At 62.9% G+C, this 21,736-nt stretch carries 22 protein-coding genes and 1 tRNA gene; 18 read left to right on the forward strand and 5 right to left on the reverse strand.

The window, feature by feature from the left end; all coding sequences use genetic code 11:
• Positions 1-54 precede the first annotated feature (54 nt).
• Both ACVOLZ_RS00915 and ACVOLZ_RS00920 read right to left on the reverse strand, forming a co-directional pair.
• Positions 55-519, reverse strand: a complete 465-nt coding sequence (locus ACVOLZ_RS00915; RefSeq protein WP_481514737.1) for a phasin family protein — start codon at positions 517-519, stop codon at positions 55-57.
• A gap of 79 nt (positions 520-598) precedes the next feature.
• Positions 599-874 (reverse strand): polyhydroxyalkanoic acid system family protein, encoded by a 276-nt coding sequence (locus ACVOLZ_RS00920; protein ID WP_481511312.1) that lies wholly within the window; start codon positions 872-874, stop codon positions 599-601.
• Positions 875-993: 119 nt separating this feature from the next.
• On the opposite strand from ACVOLZ_RS00920, the gene ACVOLZ_RS00925 reads away from it, so the two are divergent.
• The 4 genes from ACVOLZ_RS00925 to aroA all read left to right on the forward strand — a co-directional run bounded on the left by ACVOLZ_RS00925 (position 994) and on the right by aroA (position 5,799).
• Entirely contained in the window at positions 994-1,806 is an 813-nt protein-coding gene (locus ACVOLZ_RS00925; RefSeq protein ID WP_481514738.1) for an FHA domain-containing protein, read from the forward strand.
• 140 nt (positions 1,807-1,946) lie between these two features.
• Positions 1,947-3,032, forward strand: coding sequence for a 3-phosphoserine/phosphohydroxythreonine transaminase (serC, locus tag ACVOLZ_RS00930; RefSeq protein WP_481514739.1), 1,086 nt, complete (start codon positions 1,947-1,949; stop codon positions 3,030-3,032).
• Positions 3,033-3,082: 50 nt separating this feature from the next.
• Complete coding sequence (gene pheA, locus ACVOLZ_RS00935) at positions 3,083-4,309, forward strand: prephenate dehydratase (protein WP_481514740.1); 1,227 nt, start codon at positions 3,083-3,085, stop codon at positions 4,307-4,309.
• A 176-nt stretch (positions 4,310-4,485) separates the two neighbouring features.
• Positions 4,486-5,799, forward strand: coding sequence for a 3-phosphoshikimate 1-carboxyvinyltransferase (gene aroA, locus ACVOLZ_RS00940; RefSeq protein ID WP_481514741.1), 1,314 nt, complete (start codon positions 4,486-4,488; stop codon positions 5,797-5,799).
• Here aroA and ACVOLZ_RS00945 read toward each other — a convergent pair.
• Together ACVOLZ_RS00945 and ACVOLZ_RS00950 are read right to left on the reverse strand one after the other, a co-directional pair.
• Positions 5,783-6,280, reverse strand: coding sequence for an energy transducer TonB (locus tag ACVOLZ_RS00945; RefSeq protein WP_481514742.1), 498 nt, complete (start codon positions 6,278-6,280; stop codon positions 5,783-5,785). The two genes, aroA and ACVOLZ_RS00945, sit on opposite strands and share 17 nt — an antisense overlap.
• A gap of 102 nt (positions 6,281-6,382) precedes the next feature.
• A complete protein-coding gene (locus tag ACVOLZ_RS00950) occupies positions 6,383-7,033 on the reverse strand; it encodes an energy transducer TonB (protein ID WP_481514743.1) in 651 nt (216 codons plus the stop codon).
• A gap of 113 nt (positions 7,034-7,146) precedes the next feature.
• On the opposite strand from ACVOLZ_RS00950, the gene serS reads away from it, so the two are divergent.
• The 12 genes from serS (at position 7,147) to ACVOLZ_RS01010 (ending at position 19,249) form a co-directional block, all read left to right on the forward strand.
• Complete coding sequence (gene serS, locus ACVOLZ_RS00955) at positions 7,147-8,424, forward strand: serine--tRNA ligase (RefSeq protein WP_481514744.1); 1,278 nt, start codon at positions 7,147-7,149, stop codon at positions 8,422-8,424.
• Between the two features lie 733 nt (positions 8,425-9,157).
• The gene (locus ACVOLZ_RS00960) at positions 9,158-10,150 is read left to right on the forward strand and encodes a LysR family transcriptional regulator (protein ID WP_481514745.1); all 993 of its coding nucleotides are present in this window, start codon (positions 9,158-9,160) and stop codon (positions 10,148-10,150) included.
• 67 nt (positions 10,151-10,217) lie between these two features.
• Positions 10,218-10,307, forward strand: a tRNA-Ser gene (locus ACVOLZ_RS00965).
• 227 nt (positions 10,308-10,534) lie between these two features.
• Complete coding sequence (locus ACVOLZ_RS00970; RefSeq protein ID WP_481514746.1) at positions 10,535-12,073, forward strand: sensor domain-containing diguanylate cyclase; 1,539 nt, start codon at positions 10,535-10,537, stop codon at positions 12,071-12,073.
• A gap of 290 nt (positions 12,074-12,363) precedes the next feature.
• Positions 12,364-12,867 carry a tRNA adenosine(34) deaminase TadA gene (gene tadA / locus ACVOLZ_RS00975; RefSeq protein WP_481514747.1) on the forward strand — a complete coding sequence of 168 codons (504 nt, stop codon included), beginning with the start codon at positions 12,364-12,366 and terminating at the stop codon, positions 12,865-12,867.
• 91 nt (positions 12,868-12,958) lie between these two features.
• Positions 12,959-13,534 carry an oligoribonuclease gene (gene orn, locus ACVOLZ_RS00980; protein WP_481514748.1) on the forward strand — a complete coding sequence of 192 codons (576 nt, stop codon included), beginning with the start codon at positions 12,959-12,961 and terminating at the stop codon, positions 13,532-13,534.
• A 5-nt stretch (positions 13,535-13,539) separates the two neighbouring features.
• Positions 13,540-14,394 (forward strand): EcsC family protein, encoded by an 855-nt coding sequence (locus ACVOLZ_RS00985; RefSeq protein WP_481514749.1) that lies wholly within the window; start codon positions 13,540-13,542, stop codon positions 14,392-14,394.
• Between the two features lie 100 nt (positions 14,395-14,494).
• Complete coding sequence (locus tag ACVOLZ_RS00990; RefSeq protein ID WP_481514750.1) at positions 14,495-15,052, forward strand: NADPH-dependent FMN reductase; 558 nt, start codon at positions 14,495-14,497, stop codon at positions 15,050-15,052.
• Between the two features lie 214 nt (positions 15,053-15,266).
• On the forward strand, positions 15,267-16,697 hold the full coding sequence (locus ACVOLZ_RS00995; RefSeq protein ID WP_481511325.1) for a replicative DNA helicase: 1,431 nt from the start codon (positions 15,267-15,269) through the stop codon (positions 16,695-16,697).
• Positions 16,698-16,711: 14 nt separating this feature from the next.
• Positions 16,712-18,121 carry a cryptochrome/photolyase family protein gene (locus ACVOLZ_RS01000; RefSeq protein WP_481514751.1) on the forward strand — a complete coding sequence of 470 codons (1,410 nt, stop codon included), beginning with the start codon at positions 16,712-16,714 and terminating at the stop codon, positions 18,119-18,121.
• A 137-nt stretch (positions 18,122-18,258) separates the two neighbouring features.
• Positions 18,259-18,957 carry a YiaD family glycine zipper/OmpA-like lipoprotein gene (locus tag ACVOLZ_RS01005; protein ID WP_481514752.1) on the forward strand — a complete coding sequence of 233 codons (699 nt, stop codon included), beginning with the start codon at positions 18,259-18,261 and terminating at the stop codon, positions 18,955-18,957.
• A gap of 103 nt (positions 18,958-19,060) precedes the next feature.
• Positions 19,061-19,249, forward strand: a complete 189-nt coding sequence (locus ACVOLZ_RS01010; RefSeq protein WP_481514753.1) for a hypothetical protein — start codon at positions 19,061-19,063, stop codon at positions 19,247-19,249.
• Positions 19,250-19,400: 151 nt separating this feature from the next.
• Here the strand turns inward: ACVOLZ_RS01010 and ACVOLZ_RS01015 are convergent, their stop codons facing one another.
• Positions 19,401-20,402 (reverse strand): GGDEF domain-containing protein, encoded by a 1,002-nt coding sequence (locus tag ACVOLZ_RS01015; RefSeq protein ID WP_481514754.1) that lies wholly within the window; start codon positions 20,400-20,402, stop codon positions 19,401-19,403.
• A 102-nt stretch (positions 20,403-20,504) separates the two neighbouring features.
• On the opposite strand from ACVOLZ_RS01015, the gene lexA reads away from it, so the two are divergent.
• A complete protein-coding gene (lexA, locus tag ACVOLZ_RS01020) occupies positions 20,505-21,113 on the forward strand; it encodes a transcriptional repressor LexA (protein ID WP_481514755.1) in 609 nt (202 codons plus the stop codon).
• Positions 21,113-21,733, forward strand: a complete 621-nt coding sequence (imuA, locus tag ACVOLZ_RS01025) for a translesion DNA synthesis-associated protein ImuA (RefSeq protein WP_481514756.1) — start codon at positions 21,113-21,115, stop codon at positions 21,731-21,733. The genes lexA and imuA overlap by 1 nt, the downstream gene beginning before the upstream one ends.
• The last annotated feature ends 3 nt before the right edge of the window (positions 21,734-21,736 follow it).

The following is a 21,736-nucleotide window of genomic DNA, read 5'->3' on the forward strand; positions in this document are numbered from 1 at the left end:
GCGGTACTGCTGGCGGGTGATTGATTCTTGCTCAACCAATGCTGCTTTGCAACATCATTGATCTTCAGCGTGCTGCCCGTCGTGCACGGCGCGGCTCTCGGCCCGGGTAAGGCGGCGGTTGAGGGCGTCCAGCCGGTCGTTCAGGGCCTCGATGTCCGAGCGCGAGGGGATGTCCATGCGTCGCAGCACGTTGTGGACTTGGTCTTCCAACGACTTTTCGACCTTGTCCCAGGTACCGGCGGCGCGCTCGCGGGCCTGGCCCAGGGTGTTCTCCACGGTATCGCGCAGGCTTTCGCCTTTGCGCGACTGCTCGCGGGAACGGGCTTCGCTGTCCTGGCCTTCCTTGACCAGGGTCTCGAACAGTTTGCTGCCCTCGGCCTGCGCGCGCGACAGCGCGCCCTGGCCGGCCAGCCAGACCTGCTGCGCCGACTCGGTCACCTTTCTGGTCAAGCGCTCAGCTTGACCTTGCGCGCCAGCGCTGTCGTCCTCGTCTTCCGGGCGTTGCTCGTACGTGGTCATGACGATGCTCCTATGCGGGGTTGAAGAGTCCAGCTACACCGTAACGGTTTGGCGGCTTGGGTTGTGTGACGGGACCAGCTCAGCCGAGCTTGTCAGTCAGCACGCGTTGAATTTCAGATTCCACCATGCCCTTCATTGCCGACAGCAGGAAGCCCAGTTCGGCCTTGACCCGCACAGCGCCCGGCAACAGCTCGATGGCACCGTCCACGCCGGAGCGGTTGAAGTGCAGCACCGGGCCGTCCCAGCGGGTCACCACGTCAAAGCGTTCCTGCAGCTTCTCGGCGACTTCGGCAATTGCGGTGCGCGCCTTGTCATCGGACAGGGAATGGGGGTGCTGGATATCAATGTTGGACATGGCGTGTGGCCTGAACTGCTGTTTGTAAGAAAGATGCGCCATTGTGCGGACCTGCGCGGCGTAGTCCAAGCCTCGCGTACATCTTCTGCATTACCGGATGACCTGCTAGTCTGCTGCCGGTGCGCACTCTGCAAGTTCATTTCAGTAATCGTCAGCAGCCGGATCAGTCATTGATGCCGGGTGTCCAGCGCATTGTGCGCCACGCCTCGGGTCAAGTCCGCTTGGGCGACGGCAGCGTCGGCCCGTTGCTGTTGGCGCAGTTCTGTACCGATCAGCGCGGGGTCTGGCTGCAGGTTGCCAATGGTGGCCGCGGGATCCACGTCAATGGCCGCCCGGTGCGGCGCATGGCGCTGCTGCGGGCAGGTGATTCGGTCTATGCAGACGGCGCGGAAATGCTGCTGCGTGGCGACTGCGAGCAGGTGCTGCATCCCCCCGAAGCCCCGAATGATGGCAGCGAAGATCTGCGGGTGCTGCTGCGCGGAGTAGGTGGGCGGCATCATGGACGCAGTTTCACCCTGGACAAGCCGCGCGTCATCGGCAGTGATCCGGCCAGCGACATACTTATCGACGACCCAGCCTTCGCCGAACGTCATGCCCGCTTTGAGCGGCACGGCGACAAAGTGCTGCTGCGCGACCTGGGCTCGGCCGATGGCAGCCTGGTCAATGGCGTAATTACCCGGCATTGCTGGCTGCAGGCCGGTGACCAGGTGGTGTTCGAAGGCAATCATCGCTTTGTGCTGGAAATTCCGCTGGGCCCGGTTTCTGCGGGGGCGGCATTCGCGGTCGAGGATGATGACGAGCCAGTAGCGCTCAAGCCATCGACATTGGCACCGGCAAAGCCCAAGCTGCCGCGGCGTTGGCCCTGGCTGCTGCTCAGCGCCCTGCTGCTGGGTGCGGCAATCAGCGCCTTGTTGCTGTTCGGGGCACGCTGAGCAGCGGCTTCAGCAGCAATGCACCCTATGCCCGGGCGGGGCGAAACGACAGGCTGGAATGGGTGCAGATGCAACCTTTTCCGGATGGCCCAAGGCTGTTGCGCTGCGGCATACTAGGCGTTCTGCTCAACAGGTGTGACATGACGCGCGCATTCAATTTCAGTGCCGGCCCTGCGACATTGCCGGAATCGGTCCTGCGCCAGGCGCAGGCGGAGATGTTGGAATGGAATGGCGTAGGCGCGTCCATTGTCGAGATCAGTCATCGCAGTGCCGACTTCATGGCCGTGGCCGCCGAGGCCGAGGCTGATCTGCGTCGTCTGATCGGCATTCCCAACGATTACGCGGTGCTTTTCCTGGGTGGCGGTGCCACCACCCAGCAGGCACTGCTGCCGCTGAACTTCGCCAGCCCCGGCCAGCGCGTGGACTATGTGGTCAGTGGCCACTGGGGCAAGACCGCGGTCAAACAGGCCCAGCCCTATGTCAATGTGAACATCGCCGCCAGCGGTGAGGCCAGTGGCTATCGGGATATCCCGGCGCGCTCACAATGGCAGCTGTCGGACGACGCGGCCTATGTGCATATCACCGCCAACGAAACCATTCACGGCATCGAATTCCGCGATGTGCCGGATGTGGGCGGCGTGCCGTTGATCGCTGACTTCAGTTCGTCGATTGCCTCCGAGCCGATTGATGTGTCGCGCTATGGCGTGATCTATGCAGGCGCACAGAAGAACCTGGGCCCGGTAGGCATTGCCGTGGTCATCATTCGCCGCGACCTGCTGGAGCGTGCCGGCCAGCCGCGTGCCGATATCTTCGATTACCGTTCGCATGTCGCGCGCGATTCGATGCTGAACACGCCGCCGACCTGGAACTGGTACCTGGCCGGTCTGATGTTCAAGTGGATGCTGGCCCAAGGCGGCGTGGAAGCCTTTGCCAAGCTCAGCCTTGCCAAGTCGTCGGCGGTCTATGACGCCATTGATGGTTCCGGTGGTTTCTATCGCAACGAAGTGGCTGCGGTGGCGCGTTCGCGCATGAACATTCCGTTCTTCCTGCCCAGCGAAGAGCTCAATGCGCGCTTTGTCAGCGAGTCCAAGGCTGCCGGTTTGCTGGCGCTGAAGGGCCATAAGGCTGTCGGTGGCATTCGTGCCTCGCTGTACAACGCCATGCCGCTGGAAGGCGCGCAGGCGCTGGCAGCATTCATGCGTGACTTCCAGCAGCGCAACGGTTGAACCACTCCCGCCGTGCGCACTGCGCCGGCCTGTAACAGGTAGACGATTCCATGGCGACCAAGCCAAGCAAGACCGCCAGCAAGACCAAGCCGGCCGCCGCCGCCAAACCTGCCGCCAGCAAAAAGCCGGCCAAGAAGGTTGCAGCCAAGAAAGCCGCCGTCAGCAAGAAAGCCGCTGCCGGAACGTTGACCGTCGCCAAGCCGGTGCTGTCGGATGTGCGCGCCAAGATCGACCAGATCGATCGCAGCATCCAGGCCTTGATTGCCGAGCGGGCGAACTTCGCCCATCAGGTCGGCAAGGCCAAGGGCAAGCTGGCGGCAGCCGTTGACTACTACCGCCCGGAGCGTGAGGCACAGGTGCTGCGGATGGTGGTGGACCGCAACGAAGGGCCGCTCAGTGACGAAGTGCTGGTGCATGTGTACCGCGAAATCATGTCGGCCTGTCTGGCCCAGCAGGAGCCGCTGAAGATCGGTTACCTCGGTCCGGAAGGCTCGTTCACCCAGCAGGCCGCGCACAAGCACTTCGGTCGTTCGGCGCTTGGCTTGCCGCTGGCCAACATCGAAGAGATCTTCCAGGAAGTGGAAAACGGCAACGCCGATTTCGGCGTGGTGCCGGTGGAGAATTCCGGGCAGGGCACCATCCAGATCACCCTGGACATGTTCCTGACCTCCAACCTCAAGATCTGTGGCGAAGTCGAGCTGCGCGTGCAGCAGTACCTGCTTTCGCGCACTGGCCGCATCGAAGACATCGAGCGTATCTACGCGCACCCGCAGGCCTTCATGCAGACCTCGGCGTGGTTGCGGGCAAACCTGCCCAAGACTGAAAAGGTGCCGGTTTCCAGCAACTCAGAAGGCGCCCGCCGCGCACGCAATGCCGAAGATGCGGCGGCCATCGGCGGCGAGAGTGCAGGGCACGTGTATGGCTTGAAGAAGGTGGTAACCAAGCCGATCCAGAACGACGCCGACAACACCACGCGCTTCCTGGTGATCGGCCGCCAGCTGTTCCCGTCATCGGGCCATGACCGCACCTCGGTGCTGGTCTTCATCCACGACAAGCCGGGCGCACTTTTCGACGTACTCAGCCCGTTCGCGCGCCACGGCATCAGCATGAATCGCATTGAATCGCGGCCATCGCATCAGGCCAAGTGGGAGTACGGCTTCTTCATCGACCTGGCTGGTCATATCGAAGACGAGTCGATGCAGGCCGCACTGGCCGAGCTAGAGGCGCATTCGGCGCAGATCAAGGTGCTCGGCTCCTATCCGGTCGCCGTGCCCTGAGTTTCGAGCCCCTCTCCCTGCGGGAGAGGGGTTGGGGTGAGGGCCGGGTTGCCGACATTCTTCAATTCGCTGCAGCCCTGTGCTCCCGCACCCTCATCCGCCCTTCGGGCACCTTCTCCCGGAGGGAGAAGGGTTTGCTGACGCGCCGCTGGCGCACTGAATACTAGAGAGACCGCATGAGTTCCCAGCCCTACTGGATTGCACGCAAAGGTTCCGCCCTGCAGGGCACGCTCGCCATTCCCGGCGACAAGTCGGTATCGCATCGTTCGGTGATGTTCGCCGCGCTGGCCGATGGCGTATCGCATATCGATGGTTTTCTTGAAGGCGAAGACACCCGCGCTACCGCTCACATCTTCGAACAGATGGGCGTTCGCTTTGAGACCCCTTCTGCGTCGCAGCGGATCGTCCATGGCGTAGGCGTGGATGGTTTGAAGGCACCGCAAGGCGAGCTGGACTGCGGCAACGCCGGTACCGGCATGCGCCTGCTGGCCGGCCTGTTGGCCGCACAGCCGTTCGACACCACGCTGGTTGGTGATGCGTCGCTGTCCAAGCGGCCGATGCGTCGGGTGACCGGGCCGCTGGCACAGATGGGCGCGCGCATCGACACCCAGGACGATGGCACGCCGCCGCTGCACATCCACGGCGGGCAGTCGCTGCAGGGCATCGATTACGAACTGCCGGTGGCCAGTGCGCAGGTCAAGTCGGCGGTGCTGCTGGCTGGCCTGTATGCGCAGGGCGAAACCTCGGTGGTCGAACCGCATCCAACCCGCGACTACACCGAGCGCATGCTGCGCGCGTTTGGCGTGGAGATCGAGTTTGAGCCTGGCAAGGCGCGTCTGCGTGGCGGTCAGCGTCTGCGCGCGACTGACATTTCGGTGCCAGCAGACTTTTCGTCCTCGGCGTTCTTCATTGTTGCCGCCAGCATCATTCCCGGCTCGGAAGTGCGTTTACGCTCAGTGGGCTTGAATCCGCGCCGTACCGGCCTGCTGGCGGCACTGCGTTTGATGGGCGCGGACATCACCGAGGAGAACCACGCCGAGCACGGTGGCGAGCAGGTCGCTGACCTGGTTGTGCGCTATGCGCAGCTCAGGGGCGTGGAGATTCCTGAAGCGCTGGTGCCGGACATGATCGACGAGTTCCCGGCCTTGTTCGTGGCTGCCGCCGCTGCTGAAGGGCAGACCGTCGTACGCGGCGCGGCCGAGCTGCGGGTGAAGGAGTCTGATCGTCTTGCGGCGATGGCGACCGGCCTGCGTGATCTGGGCCTGCGCGTTGACGAAACCGACGATGGTGCGACCATCTTCGGCGGTCCGCTGGGCAGCGGCACCATCGAAAGCCATGGCGATCACCGCATCTCGATGGCCTTCGCCATTGCCGGTCAGCTCAGCACCGGAGAAGTGCGTATCAATGATGTCGCCAACGTGGCGACCTCGTTCCCGGGCTTCGACAGCCTGGCCGGTGGTGCCGGCTTCGGACTCAGCGCCCGGTCCTGAATTCCACTGGTACCTGCACCACGCTGTTGATGGCGCGACCATCCCGCATCGCGGGCTGGAAGCGCCAGTGCTGCAGTGCTGCGATGGCGGCCTGATCCAGCGCTGGATCAACGCCGCCCTCATGCCCGACCACGCTCGCATGGCTGACACTGCCGTTGGCGTCCACCTGCAGGCGCACGATTACATCGCCTTCGACGCCGGCATTCAGCGCTGCGGCGGGGTAGTCAGGCGTCGGATTGCTGGTCAGCGGCTCTGCGTCGCGATTGCCGGCAACGCTGACCACCGAGGTGGTATCGGCCGTGGTTATGGACACCGGGCCGGCGGCCACTGGTGTCTGCAGGGTGCGGTAGCCCAACAGGCTGAAGACGCTTACAACCGCCAGCGCCAACAGGCCCCACAGCCAAGCCGCAGCAACGCCATGCGGGCGGGCCGGTATTGGATGATGGCTTGTGTTGTGCTGCGGGATGCTGGACATCGACATGTTGGCTCTGCGTAACGTCTACGCAGCAAGTCTGGTCCTGCACTCCCAAACGGCGAATGACTTTTGGCATGAACCGGCACCCTTGGGGAGCCGGGGTTCAGTTTAAGGCGACGGTTTGAAGTCGAACGGGATTTCCAGGTTGCCCTGCATCGGCTGGCCGTTACTTTGCGCCGGCTGGAAACGCCAGTTGCGCACCGCCTCCTGGGCGGCACGATCCAGATCACGGGAGCCGCTGCGCTGGACCAGGCGCACGTCCAGCGGCGCGCCACTGGCATCGACATCCACATGCACGATCACTGTGCCGCTTTCACCACGGCGCAGCGCTGCAGCAGGGTATTCCGGGGCGGGGCTCTGGCCGGGCAACGGCACCGGCTGGTCGCTGGGGGTGCTGGCAGGTGCCGGCGCTGCGGGTGCGGTATCGACCGGTGCCGTCTCGGCAATGGGTTGCGGTGGCGGGGCTGGCGCGGTTTCCACCAGCTCCGGGGTATCTTCCACGGCTTCCGGGCGCGCATCGGGCATGTCGCTGGCACCGGCGCCGGCGGGCAGTGGCGCCGGCAATGGCGCCAGTACGGCGCTGTTGGCCTGCGGCTGGGCCGGATCGGCGCGGTAAAACTCGTTCTGGCGGCGGGCATTGAGCCAGACCACCAGGAACAGCAATACACCGACGCCAAAGGCGATACCGGCAATCTTCAAACTGCTGCGGGGCAGGTGGAAAGTGAAATTCTGGTCGGAGCGGGAGCTTGGGGCAGACATGGTCTTGACCGTGTGGATCAGGCCGATTCTTGCACAGGAAAGGTGAATCACGCGGCAGACAGGCGCAGTTCGCGCGATAATCTATGGCTCACACCCGTACACAGTGCCCAGCCATGCTTGATCCAGCCCTTCTTCGCCAGCAGCCCGCCGAACTTGCCGAACGCCTGCGCAGTACGCGCGGCTACGTGCTGGATGTGGCCGCCTTCGAATCGCTGGAGGCTGATCGCAAGCGCATCCAGGTGCGCACCCAGGAGCTGCAGAGCCTGCGCAACAGCCGTTCCAAGTCGATCGGCCATGCCAAGGCCAAGGGCGAGGATGTGTCGGCGATCATGGCCGAAGTTGCCGCCTTCGCCGATGAACTGAAGAGCTCCGAGGCCCAGCTCGATGTGCTGCGCGAGCAGATCGAAACCCTGTCGATGGGTATCCCGAACCTGCCCGCCGCCGATGTCCCGGCCGGCAAGGACGAGAGCGAGAACGTCGAGCAGCTGCGTTGGGGCACCCCGCGCGAGTTCGACTTCCCGGTGCTCGACCACGTCGAACTGGGCGCCCGCAACAATGGCCTGGACGCGGAAACCGCGGCCAAGCTGTCCGGCGCGCGCTTCACCGTGCTGCGCGGCTCGATCGCGCGTCTGCACCGTGCGTTGGGCCAGTTCATGCTCAACCTGCACAGCAACGAACATGGCTACGAAGAAACCAACGTGCCGGTGCTGGTGAATGCCGACTCGCTGCGCGGCACCGGCCAGCTGCCCAAGTTCGAGGAAGACCTGTTCAAGACCGCGCTGGGCGAATCCACGCGCTATCTGATCCCGACCTCGGAAGTGCCGCTGACCAATATCGTCCGCGACGAGATCATCGACGCCGAGCGTTTGCCGGTGCGCATGACCGCGCATTCGATGTGCTTCCGTTCCGAAGCCGGCAGCGGCGGCCGTGACGTGCGCGGCATGATCCGCCAGCACCAGTTCGAGAAGGTGGAGCTGGTCAGCATCTGCGCCGCCGAAGACAGCGATGCCGAGCATCAGCGCATGACCGGCTGCGCCGAAGCGGTGCTGCAGAAGCTGGGCCTGCCGTACCGCAAGGTGCTGCTGTGCACCGGCGACATGGGCTTCTCGGCGATCAAGACCTACGATCTGGAAGTCTGGCTGCCCTCGCAGCAGACCTATCGCGAAATCTCCTCCTGCTCGAACTGTGGTGATTTCCAGGCGCGGCGCATGCAGGCCCGCTGGCGCAACCCCAACGGCAAGCCGGAGCTGGTACACACCCTCAACGGCTCTGGTGTGGCGGTAGGCCGGGCGATGATCGCGGTGATGGAGAACTACCAGAACGCCGACGGCTCGATCACCATCCCTGAAGTGCTGCGTCCGTACATGGGCGGCGCCGAAAGCATCGCCTGAGCAACGAATTGCCGATCTCTCAATGTAGTGCCGAGCCATGCTCGGCAGGGGCCTGCCGGGTAGCGTTTCAGGCGCGACCGCTGATCCTGCGGGAGCAGCGTCAGCCGCGAAGCACGGTTGGCTGAATTCGTACAAATGCCTGCGATCGCAATGATCGCGGGCTTCGCGGCTGACGCCGCTTCCACAATAGCAGGTTGCTGATGCCTCTGTAGTGCCGAGCCATGCTCGGCAGAGGCCTGCCCGATAGCGCATCGGCACCCGTGCCCACACGGTCTCTGATCCTTGTGGGAGCGGTGTAAACCGCAAAGCCGGGTTCGCCGAACTTGCACAACGGCCCGCAATCGCAACGATCGTGGGCATCGCGGCTGATGCCGCTCCCACAACAGCAGGTTGCTGATGCCTCTGGTAGTGCCGAGCTATGCTCGGCAGAGGCCCGCCCGATAGCGCTTCAAGCGCTCACGCCCCAATGCCGCAAAGCTGCACTGCCTTGTGGGAGCGGTGCAAACCGCGAAGCTGGAACGTTGAAGGTGCGAGGAAATCCTTGGCCACAGGGCTTGCCAGCTTCGCGGCTGACGCCGTTCCTCGGCGCTGTGGCCTAAAAACTGAATGGGCGTCTGCAGCGCTTGGCAATCAGCACGCTGAACCTTCAATCAGGACTGTTTGTGGCCTGATTTGTAAATACAGGACAAAGGTGATTAAATTTACCGGTTCGTTCCAATGATGGGCTCAATCCATGCAGGACCTCAACGACCTCTATTACTTCGCCATGGTGGTCGACCATGGCGGCTTTGCTGCCGCCGAGCGAGCGCTGGGCATCCCGAAATCACGTCTCAGCCGACGCATCAGCCAGCTTGAGACCGATCTCGGTGTACGCCTGCTGCAGCGCTCGACGCGCCGCTTTGCGGTCACCGATGTGGGCACAAGCGTGCATCGGCATGCGCAGACCATGCTGGCCGAAGCGCAGGCTGCTCGCGAAGTGGTGGATCGGTTAAGCGCCGAACCACGTGGGCTGGTGCGTGCCAGCGTGCCGGTGTCGCTGGCGCAGATGCAGCTGCCCAAGCTGCTGCCCAAGTTCCTCGAGCAGTACCCGAAAGTGCGGCTGCAACTGAACATCAGCAATCGCCGCGTCGACATCATCAATGAAGGCTATGACGTTGCCCTGCGCGTGCGATCGCGCCTGGACGACGATGGCAGCCTGGTGATGCGCAGCTTCGGCCAGGTGCAGGAGCTGCTGGTTGCCAGCCCCGCCTATCTGGACCGGGCAGGGCGGCCGGCCTCGCCGGAAGACCTGGGCAATCATGTCACCTTGAGCATCAGCGAAGACGAAGCGCGGCAGCGCTGGGAGCTGCATGGACCGGGTGGTGAAGTGCGCCGGGTTGAATTGCAGCCGCGCGTAGCTGGCTTCGATTTCCCGCTGCTGCAGGCCATGGTCAAGGATGGTTTCGGCATCACCATGCTGCCGGAAACCGTCTGTGCCGAAGCCGTGCGCAACGGCGAGCTGGAAGTGGTGTTGCCGGATTGGTCGCTGCCGCAGGGCATCTGCCACGCGGTGTTTGCCTCGCGGCGCGGGCTGTTGCCGGCGGTGCGGGTATTCATCGATTTCCTGGCCGAACACCTGCCGACCGAGCTGGAGGCCTCGCGTCTGCACTGTGGCGGCGCCTGCGAGCGGGCCAAGGAGAAGATCCGCGCCTCGATGGCTGGTTCGCTGGCAATCGAAGCGGGTTGAACAAAAAAGCCCGCAGGCATGCGAGAATGCGCGCCCCGGAGTGTTATCCGGGGTAGCAGTACCTTACGGGCAGATGGCCGAGCGGTTTAAGGCACCGGTCTTGAAAACCGGCGAAGGGTTAAACCTTCCGTGGGTTCGAATCCCACTTTGCCCGCCAGATATTCGGAAGAGCCGCTGACATCAGCGGCTTTTTTGTGCGCGTAGACATATTGCCTGCGCAGTTGTTCGCAGCGGTATGACACCGGTATCGGGCAATCAGGACAGTTCCGCTGGTAAACTGAATACAGCTTGGGGGAGCTGCGCGCCCGGGCATGCATGGGCTCGTCGCGGCACCACCTTCAAGCGTCCGCGTTGGGATCCATGGATTTACGAAAACTTATTTTGGTGCTCACGTTGATCGGAGCACTGGTGCCGTTCGCCAATACGTTCTACGCCGGCTACACCGTGCAGCGTCAGCAGCTGGTCGACACCACGCTGGACGGCAACTACGCCTACGCCAACAAGCTGGCCAAGAGCACCGAAGACTTCCTGCAGGCATCCCAGTTGCAGCTGGCCTACACCGCGCAGCTGCTCGCCATGAAAATGGACGACGTCCCTAAGTTGGAGGAGGAAGCTGCGCGCCTGCGGATGATGAGCAAGAGCTTCAACTCCATCACCATCTTCGACGCCAGCGGCAAGGTGCTGGCGACCTCGCCTGAAGCCATTGGCCTGCAGGGGCGGGTGCTCAACAGCGAGGCGGTGAAGACCGCATTGCGTGAGAAGCGGCCGTTGATCAGTGCGCCGTACCAGTCGGCGACAGGTAACTTCATCGTCTTCATCAATCACCCGATCGTGTCCGCGTCCGGCAGCTATCTTGGTGCGGTTGGTGGGGCGATCTACCTGCAGAAGGAGAACATCCTCGATCGTCTGCTCGGCCAGCATTTCTATGTCGATGGGTCCTACCTGTTCGTGGTCGACAGGCAGAAGCGCATCATCTATCACCCCAATCCGGACCGGATCGGTGATTTTGTGGACAAGAATGTCGTGGTCGATCGCGTCGCGGCTGGCGAGGCGGGCAAAGGGCATGCGGTCAACTCACAAGGCGTGAAAATGCTGGCTGGCTACGCACCGGTAGCCTCGACCGGCTGGGGAATCGTCGCCCAACGCCCCGAGGAGGTCACGCTCGCACCGTTGACCCAGCTGATGCAGAGCACCCTGTACAAGGCGCTGCCGGCGACGATCCTGACCTTGATCCTGGTGCTGTGGAGCGCACGGCTGATTTCGCGCCCGCTGCGTTTGTTGGCCGATGGCGCGCGCAATATGGAAGATCCGGCCTCGGCCAAGGACATTCGTGAGGTCAAGTCCTGGTACTTCGAGTCACGCGAGCTCAAGAAGGCCCTGCTGATCGGTGTTGACGCGATCCACAAGAGCTTCAGCAAGCTGCGTGAGGACACCACCACCGATCCGCTGACCAAGTTGGGCAACCGCCGTCGCTTGGATGAAGCGCTTGCGAATTTCGAGAGTCAGGGCAATACGTTCTCGGTCATCTCGATCGATATCGATCACTTCAAGAGGGTCAACGACAGCTATGGGCACGCCGTCGGTGACCTGGTCCTGCAGCAGCTCGCCCAGCGCATGCGTGAGGCCTGTCGCGCCTATGACGTGCCGTTGCGCGTCGGTGGCGAGGAGTTCCTGATTCTGTTGCCTTCCACCACTTCTACAACGGCAACGCAGGTAGCCGAGCGTCTGCGCGTGGCGGTGGAGGAAATGAAGATTGCCAAGGTTGGCGCGATCACGATTTCGCTGGGTGTGGCCAATTGGCCGCAGAGCAGTTTCGAGATCGAGGCCGTGCTGAAAGCGGCGGACGAAATGCTGTATGCGTCCAAGCGCGGCGGCAGGAACCGGGTTTCGGTGCAGCAGCGCGAGAGCGCCACGACCTCGTAGCCCCCAGATTGCCTGTCCCGGGGATGCAGCGAGGCCGGGCGTTGGCTTCAATGCGGTTCATTCAAGCACTCGAGCCGTCCAGAGCCAACGCCGGGCGGCTTTGTGTCTGGGAGCGGCGTAAGCCGCGAAACACGCTGTTCATCAGACGACGCAGTTGCTTGGGGCTGGGTAACGTCAGCTTCGCGGCTTGCGCCGCTCCCACAGGCCAATACCTGCCGCTCGGGGCGTGAAGCAGCAGGCTGTAGTCATCTGCGTTACCCTTGCGCCGCTTCCATCCCTGTAGTTCCTGCATGTCCCAGATTGATCCAGCCCTCAGCGACGAACATTGGATGCGCCAAGCGTTGGCGCTCGCCGATCGCGCGCAGCGCGAGTTCGATGAAATCCCGGTTGGCGCGGTCTTGGTAGGCGCCGATGGCGCGCTGCTGGGCGAAGGCTGGAACCTCAATATCGCCAACCATGACCCCAGTGCGCATGCCGAAATCGTGGCCATGCGCCAGGCCGGCAAAGCGCTGGGCAATCACCGGCTGATTGGCAGCACCCTGTACGTGACACTGGAGCCCTGTGCGATGTGCGCGATGGCGCTGGTGCACGCGCGCATCGCGCGGGTGGTATTTGCCGCCACCGATCCCAAGACCGGTGCCTGCGGCAGCGTGTTCGATCTGCTAACCGATCCACGTCACAACCATCGCGTGCAGGTACAGGGCGGGGTGCTGGCGCAGGAGGCCAGCCTGCGTCTGACCAATTACTTCCGGGCCAAGCGCGGGCGACCGCTGCTGACCCCTGACGACCTTTGACGCAGCTCCTACCTTGAGCAGGGGTATCATGTGCGCTTCGATATTCCGGCCGTGCGGCGCTTGATCGCCGGCCCCAAGCATGAGGCAGCACATGGCGGACAACAGCGCGGGCAATGATCGGTTGATCTGGATTGACCTGGAGATGACCGGTCTGGATACGGACAACGACTCCATCATCGAGATCGCAACCGTCGTCACCGACGGTCAACTCAATGTGTTGGCCGAAGGCCCTGAGTTCGCCATCAACCATTCCTTGGCCACGCTGGAAGCGATGGACGAATGGAACCGCAACCAGCACCAGCGTTCGGGCCTGTGGCAGCGGGTGCTGGACAGTACCATCACGGTTGGCCAGGCCGAAGCCAGGACCATTGCCTTCCTGCAGGACTGGATCAAGGCTGGCGCCTCGCCGATGTGCGGCAATTCCATCTGCCAGGACCGACGCTTCCTGCACCGGCAGATGCCGCGGCTGGAGAAGTACTTCCACTACCGCAACCTCGATGTGTCCACCATCAAGGAACTGGCCAAGCGCTGGTCGCCGGCCGTTGCCGCCGGGGTGAGCAAGACCTCCAGCCACACCGCGCTCAGCGACGTGCACGATTCCATTGCCGAGCTGCGCCATTATCGGCAGTTCATGGGTGTGCTGGCGGGCTTGCCGGAAGCCGGTTGAACACGATGAACGAGATCGCCCTTCGTCTGCACGACAACGCGCAGGATCTGGCCGATCTGGAGCGTGCGGTGGGCTTGCTGGAATCGCCCACGCTCACCGCCAAAATGGCCAACCTGATTGGTGGGCCATTGGAATTCGCGGTACGCAAGCTGCCCACGGCGGTGTCTTCGCGCATCCAGGGCGTCACCGAGGCAGCCTTGTACAAGGCCGCGCAGACGGCGCTGTGGACGATGGACAACAAGCAACCCGGCAAGCCTGCATCACCACGCCTGCACAAGCTGGCGGCGGCGGCTTCCGGTGCGCTGGGCGGGGCGGGTGGTCTGCCGGCACTGGCCATCGAGTTGCCGTTGTCGACCACCATCATCATGCGCGCAGTAGCCGACGTCGCCCGCAGCGAAGGTTTCGATCTGAATGAGATGGCAACCCGGCAGGCCTGTCTTGAAGTGTTCGCACTGGGTGGCAATTCCGGCCAGGACGACGCCAGTGAGACTGGCTATTACCTGGCGCGTGGCTTCACCACCGAAGTAATGCGGCACCTGTCAGCGGAACTGGCCGGCAGCGCCGTCAGCGGCAGTCACGGTGTGCTGCTCGGGCTGGGCCCGAAGGAAGCCGGTAAGTGGTTGGCGAGGATCGTGGAGAAGATTGCTGCCCGCTTCGGCGTTGTGGTGTCGGAGAAGTTTGTCGCGCAGGCAGTGCCGGTGATCGGTGCGGTGGCCGGTGCCACCTTGAACACCATGTTCACTGCTTACTACCAGGACATGGCACGCGGCCATTTCATCATCAAGCGGCTGGAGTCGAAGTACGGCTTCGATACGGTGAGGCTGGCCTATGGCGGGCTTACAGGGCGTCTGCGCCTTTGATGCTGCGCATCCCGCGTTGATGGTTCGGCGAGGCGTTGCCTTCACCTGTTACGAAGCCCATGCTGGCTAGCCTGTGTCCTTCTTACCGAGCGAGGTGGTCATGAGCCAGTACAAGGTCGCGGTTTTTGTGGGCAGTCTGCGCAAGGAGTCGATCAACCGGCGGCTGGCGCTGGCGCTGGAAAAGCTGGCCGGTGATCGGGTCAAGTTTGACTACATCCAGATCGGTGACATCCCGCTGTACAACCAGGATCACGATAGCCAGTTCCCGGCGCAGGGTACGCGCATGAAGAACCAGGTGCGCGCCGCCGATGCAGTGCTGTTTGTCACCCCTGAATACAATCGTTCGATTCCCGGCGTGCTGAAGAATGCCATCGACACGGCCTCGCGTCCTTACGGCGACAACGCTTTTGCCGGTAAACCCGCAGCGGTGGTGGGGGCCTCCATCGGTGCCATCGGCAGTGCCTTGGCCCAGCAGCACCTGCGCAATGTACTGGTGTTCGTTGACCTGGCGGTTATGCCGCAGCCAGAGGCCTTCCTGCACTTCAAGGAGGGCCTTATCGAGGCTGATGGCAGCATCAGCAACGATGGCACACGCCAGTTCCTGCAGGGTTTTGTCGACAAGTTCCTGGTCTGGATCGAGCGCCAGCACAAAGCCTGAAGCCGCCAGTGGCGGGACGGCGCGGGCGCTGCTCATGCGATAATCCGAACCCGGCGCTGCAACGGCGCCGGGTGCTCGTTTCTGTATGCCAGCCCACTCCTGAATCCATCGGGGCTTGGGTTGTAGACAGGTTATCCACAGACTTGTACGTATCCCGGTGGGCATTGCCCACCTACCATGGCCGCACGGCCTTATTGCAGGAATAACGCTTTTCATGTCCGCCCGTACTGGTTTCCGTTCCGACCGCGACCGCGGTGACCGCAATGACCGCTCCGATCGCAGCGATCAGCGCATCGACGCCTTGCGCGTACCCCCACATTCGGTGGAAGCCGAGCAGGCAGTGCTGGGTGGCCTGATGCTGGCGCCCGAGGCCTATGACCGGGTCAACGAGGCGTTGACCGACAAGGACTTCTACCGACGCGACCACCAGCTGATCTACCGCGCGATCCGCGAGCTGTCCGAGCGTGATCGCCCGTTCGATGCGGTGACCTTGGGCGAATGGTTCGAGTCGCAGGGCAAGCTGGACATGGTCGGCGATGGCGCCTACCTGATTGAACTGGCCAGCACCACGCCGTCGGCCGCCAATATCAGCGCTTATGCCGAGATCGTGCGCGACAAGGCGGTGCTGCGGCAGTTGATCCAGGTCGGCACCGACATTGTCAACGATGGTTTCCAGCCGGAAGGGCGTGACAGCTCGGAGCTGTTGCAGACCGCGGAAAAGTCCGTGTTCGCCATTGCCGAGCAGGGCGCGCGCGGGCGTACCGACTTCGTCGCCATGCCGGGCGCATTGAAAGACGCCTTCGAAGAGCTGCGCAACCGTTTCGAGAACGGCGGCAACATCACCGGTCTGCCGACCGGCTACAACGATTTCGATGCGATGACCGCCGGGCTGCAGCCGACCGATCTGATCATTCTGGCCGCACGTCCGGCCATGGGTAAAACCACCTTCGCCTTGAATATCGCCGAGTACGCGGCGATCAAGTCGAAGAAGGGCGTGGCGGTATTCTCGATGGAAATGTCCGCATCGCAGCTGGCGATGCGTCTGATTTCCTCCAACGGCCGCATCAATGCGCAGCGGCTGCGTACCGGTCAGCTTGAGGACGAGGACTGGAGCCGCGTCACCGGCGCCATCCGCATGCTGAAGGAAACCAAGATCTTCATCGACGATACGCCTGGCGTGTCGCCGGAGATCCTGCGTTCCAAATGCCGCCGACTAAAGCGCGAGCACGATCTGGGCCTGATCGTGATCGACTACCTGCAGCTGATGAGCGTGCCGGGCAACAGTGAAAACCGTGCTACCGAAATTTCGGAGATCTCGCGTTCGCTCAAGGGCCTGGCCAAGGAGCTGCATGTGCCGGTGATCGCGTTGTCACAGCTCAACCGCTCCCTGGAAACCCGTACCGACAAGCGCCCGGTGATGGCTGACCTTCGCGAATCCGGCGCTATCGAGCAGGATGCGGACATGATCGTCTTCATCTACCGCGACGATTACTACAACAAGGAAAATTCGCCGGACAAGGGCTTGGCCGAGATCATCATCGGCAAACACCGTGGTGGCCCCACAGGTTCGTGCAAATTGAAGTTCTTCGGCGAGTACACCCGCTTTGACAACCTGAGCCACGATTCGGTCGGTTCATTCGAATAAGCGGGAGCTGCTGCATGTCCACCGCCATTGTCTGGTTCCGCCGCGATCTGCGGCTGCGTGACAACCCGGCGTTGCAGGCCGCGATTGAAGCCGGTCATGAGATCGTGCCGGTTTACATCCATGCGCCGCAGGAAGAGGGCGCATGGGTACCGGGAGCGGCCTCCGACGCCTGGCTGCATCATTCGCTGCAGCAGCTCGACGCGCAGCTGCGCGCCATTGGCTCGGCGTTGCTGCTGCGCAGTGGCGACAGCATGGCGCAACTGCAGGCACTGATCGCTGAAAGCGGGGCCGAGGCGGTCTATTGGAACCGCAAGTACGAACCTGCCACGCAGCCGCGCGATGCGGCGATCAAGCGAGGCTTGCGCGAGCAGGGTTTGCAGGTGGAAAGCCATAACGGCTATCTGCTGTTCGAACCGTGGGAGCTGGCCACGCTGCAAGGTGGTCCGTACAAGGTATTCACGCCGTTCTGGCGCAACGCATTGACCCGTTGGCGGCTGCCTGGGCTTTCAGAAGCGCCGCGCAAGTTGAGCTCGCCGAAGATGTCGGGCCTGTCCTTGCAGGCACTCGCGCTGAAACCGCGTCTGGGTTGGGATGCCGGCTTCTGGGAACACTGGCAGCCCGGCGAAGCCGGGGCACAGGAAGCGCTGGAAGTATTCGCCGAAGGCGCACTCAATGGCTACCGCGAACAGCGCGATCTGCCGGATCGCACTGGTACTTCGTTGCTGTCGCCGCACCTGCATTTTGGTGAGATCACGCCATGGCGTGTAGCCCATACGCTGGAAGGCATGCGCAGTGCCGGCCGCGATGCGGACATTGATGGCTATATCCGCCAGTTGGGTTGGCGCGAGTTCTCCTGGCATCTGCTGCATCACTTCCCGCAGACCAGCGACGTCAACCTCAATCCGCGCTTCGAACGTTTCGCCTGGGAGCCGGCGCAGCCGGAGATGCTGGCGGCGTGGCAGCAAGGCCGTACCGGCATTCCCATAGTTGACGCGGGCATGCGCGAGCTGTGGGCGACCGGTTACATGCACAATCGGGTGCGCATGCTGGTGGGCAGTTTTCTGTGCAAGCACATGCGCATGCACTGGAAGGAAGGTGCACGCTGGTTCTGGGACACCCTGGTGGATGCTGACCTTGCCAACAACAGCATGGGTTGGCAGTGGATCGCCGGCACCGGTGCGGATGCGGCACCGTATTTTCGCGTGTTCAACCCGGTGACGCAGGCGCAGAAGTTCGATCCCAGCGCGCGCTACATCAGTCGCTGGGTGCCCGAACTGGCCGCATTGCCGCTGAAGGCGCGATTCGCGCCCTGGCAGTTCCCGCAGCTGCTTGCCGAGCATGCGCCGAGCTACCCGACGCAGCCCTTGGTGGACCTGGCGCAAGGGCGCGATGCGGCGCTGGCCGCCTACCAGCGTTGTCGCTGACACTGGCTTAACGTGCAAGACAGTTAGATGAATGGACACCTGTGACGAAGGTTGAGGATCACGCAGGTAGTGCGTCGCGATGTTTATGCTTGCCCGGCAAATCCACGCTGGCCAGTCCGGCCTATCAGGAGACTCAGATGACCACCCTTACTGTTGTTCGTAATCTTTCCATTGGCTTGGTGGCGGCAGCCGTCCTCTCGGCCTGTGCTACCGGTGGCTCGTATGTGCAGCAGGACCAGTACGGCAATCAGACCCAGCAGCAGAACAAGACCGGTAAGGGCGCGCTGATCGGCTCGGCCATCGGTGTTGCTGCCGGCCTGCTCAGCGGCGGCAACGCCACAGAGCGTCGTCAGCGCGCAATGGTCGGTGCCGGTATCGGCGCACTCGGCGGTGCTGCAGTTGGCAACTACCAGGACCGTCAGGAGCGCGCACTGCGTGAGCGCACCGCCAATACCGGTATCGACGTGCAGCGCGACGGTGACAACATCACCCTGAGCCTGCCCGACGGCATTACCTTCGATTTCAACAAGACCACGCTGAAGCCGCAGTTCTACGGCGCGCTCAATGGCGTTGCCAGCACCTTGAGCGAGTACAACCAGACCATGATCGAAGTGGTTGGTCACACCGACAGCATTGGTAGCGATGCGGTGAACAATCGTATTTCCAAGGAACGTGCGGATGCAGTGGCTGCGTACCTGACCGCACAGGGCGTGCAGCGTGAGCGCATTGAAACCCTGGGTGCAGGCAAGGCCTATCCGATCGCCGACAACAGCACTGATGCCGGCCGCGCACAGAACCGCCGCGTCGAGATCCGCGTGATCCCGCTGCGTTCCTGATCGAAGCACTTGCTTGATGATGTAAAGGAAGGGCCGCGCAAGCGGCCCTTTTTACTCCCTCCCTTGCGCCGCAGGTGCAGGGGAGGGCTGGGGAGCGGTAGTTTTGGCTGTTGCTACTGCTTTGGCTGTTGCTACTGCTTTGGCTGTTGCTACTGCTTTGGCTGTTGCTGCTGCTTTAGCTTTAGCTTTGGCTTTGGCTTTGGCTGTTGCTTTGGTTTTGGTTGCTGTCGCAGCTGTTGCTTTCGCTCCCTTCTCCCGCTTGCGGGAGAAGGTGGTGCGCAGCACCGGATGAGGGGGCTCTGGCTTTGGCTCGCGGCAAAAGCGCTGCATGCACTGCGGAAGCAAAAACGAAAGCGAAAGCGAAAGCTACCCCTCCCCAACCCTCCCCTACGCCTGCGGCGTAAGGGAGGGAGCAAAAGCCAAAGCCAAAGCCAAAGCCAAAGCTACTCCGAAACCACCACGCTGTTGCGCCCTTTGCCCTTGGCCCTATATAGCGCGGCATCAGCACGCGCAAACCAGTCCTGCCAACGCTGCTCGCCGGCATACATCGCCGCACCTACCGAGATGGTAATGCGACCGCCGGGTCCACGCAGTGATTCATAGACCGCCTTGCGCAGGCGCTCGGTAAACCGGACCAGCGCTTCATGGCTGCCGGTATCGGCAAGAATCACGAACTCCTCGCCGCCAAAACGAAATACCTGATCGTTTGCACGCAGTTCAAAACGCAGGATCGCAGCCAGGTCGGACAGGGCGGTATCACCGGCACCATGACCATAGTGGTCGTTGACCTCCTTGAAGTTGTCGATGTCTATCACCACCAGGCCTTGCCGGTAGCGCTCACCGCGGACGCCATCGATGTGCGCCTGCAATGATTTTTCCAAAGCGCGCCGGTTGGGGACGCCGGTCAGTGCATCCAGTGATGCCAGCATCTCAAGACGCGTGCGGTCGCCTTGCAGGCGGCGCGAGAAGTGGTAGCCAAAGCCGAACACCAGCACGATCACGGTCAGTGCCTGCAGGTGTGCAGGGTGGCCGAGCAGTACGTTTGGCATCAGCAGCAGGCCGGCAACCAGCAACAGATTGAGCGGGGTGGCGATCTGGTTGCGGACGATGAAGAAATTGGACATCAAGGTCAGGTAGGCCCACGGCAATGCGTCGCTACCAAGTTGCCAGGCGGAGAGCAGGCTGCCGCCCACCGTGCCCAAGCACAGCAACACGCCGCCCAGCTCCAGGCGGGGCTTGCGCTGATGGATCCATACGCTGGCCAGCAAGGCCATTGCTGACAACAGGCAGCTGGCTGCGGCGGCAAGGCGCTGCCCGTCAAACCACAGCCAGATCGAGAAGAACAGCAAGGCCAGCGTGGTGACCGGAGCAATGGTGCGCAGCGGCACGCTGCGCAATGCCTGGGGCAGGGACGGATGCGATTTTATGGAGGTTTTAGGGTCCATATGCTGCAAAAGATAGCAGCGGCGTTGTCTTTTTCGTATTCACCTGAATAGCGGTGCTCAGCCTCTGGCGAGCTTTGTGTAGATGGAGTACAAATGTACTCCATGACTGACCTCAGCCCGCGCCGTGCCGCCATCCTTCGCTACATCCGTGACCAGGTGAATGGGCACGGACAAGCCCCCTCGTTGGCCGAGATTGCCGCCGCCTGTGGGCTGGCATCACGCGGGGCGGCACGCAAACACGTACTGGCCTTGAGCGAGGCGGGCCTGATCGAGGTGGCTGCCGGGCAGGCACGTGGGATTCGCCCGCTGGGACTGGCGCCGCGTACGGAGTTGCTGCAGGTGCCCATCCTTGGCCGGGTCGCGGCGGGCACGCCGATCGGCGCCGATGCTGAGCTGGTCGATACCCTCGCGTTGGATGAACGCCTGTTTGCCGCGCGTCCGGATTACCTGTTGCGGGTGCAAGGCGATTCAATGATCGACGACGGTATTTTCGATGGCGATCTGGTCGGGGTCAGGCGCAGCAGCGATGCGCGCAACGGGCAGACGGTGGTGGCGCGGCTGGATGGCGAGCTGACCATCAAGCGGCTCTCACGCAGCGGAACCCAGCTACGTCTGTTGCCACGCAACCCGGCTTATGCGCCGATTGAAGTGCAACACGATCAGGACTTCGCCATCGAGGGCGTGTTCTGTGGCCTGGTGCGGCGCGGCTGATGGGGGCGGTTGTTGCCCTCGATAGTCTGCTGCACGAACGCCGGGTCTGGCGTGGTCGGCCTGCGCCGTTGCCGCCCAGCCGCCAATCCACGGGCTATGCGCAACTGGATGACGTTCTGCCTACCGGTGGTTGGCCGGAGTCCGCGCTAAGCGAAATCCTGTTGCCGGCTGAAGGCGTTGGTGAGCTGCGTCTGCTATGGCCGTCATTGGCACGATTGACCCAGGCCGGTGAGCGCGTGGTGCTGGTGGCGCCGCCGCATATTCCGTATGCACCGGCTTGGCAGGCGGCGGGTGTCGATCTGCGCCAGTTGCAGGTGGTGCAGGCCACGGATCAACGTGATGCGCTGTGGGCCACTGAACAGTGCCTGCGTTCTGGCAGTTGCGGTGCTGTGCTGTGCTGGCCGCAGATGGCCGAGGACAAGGCCTTGCGACGGCTGCAGGTGGCTGCCGAATCGGGGCAGACGCTGGGTTTTGCCAGCCGCCCGTTGCAGGCGGCGAAGAATCCTTCGCCAGCTGCCTTGCGCATCGCCATCGATGCGCAGCCGGCGCAGCTGCGGGTATTGAAGTGTCGCGGTGGCATGGTGCCAACGCGCCCATTGCCCTTTGCCCGGGGACAGTAAGCG

The sequence above is a fragment of the Stenotrophomonas sp. STEN020 genome, from assembly GCF_056760195.1.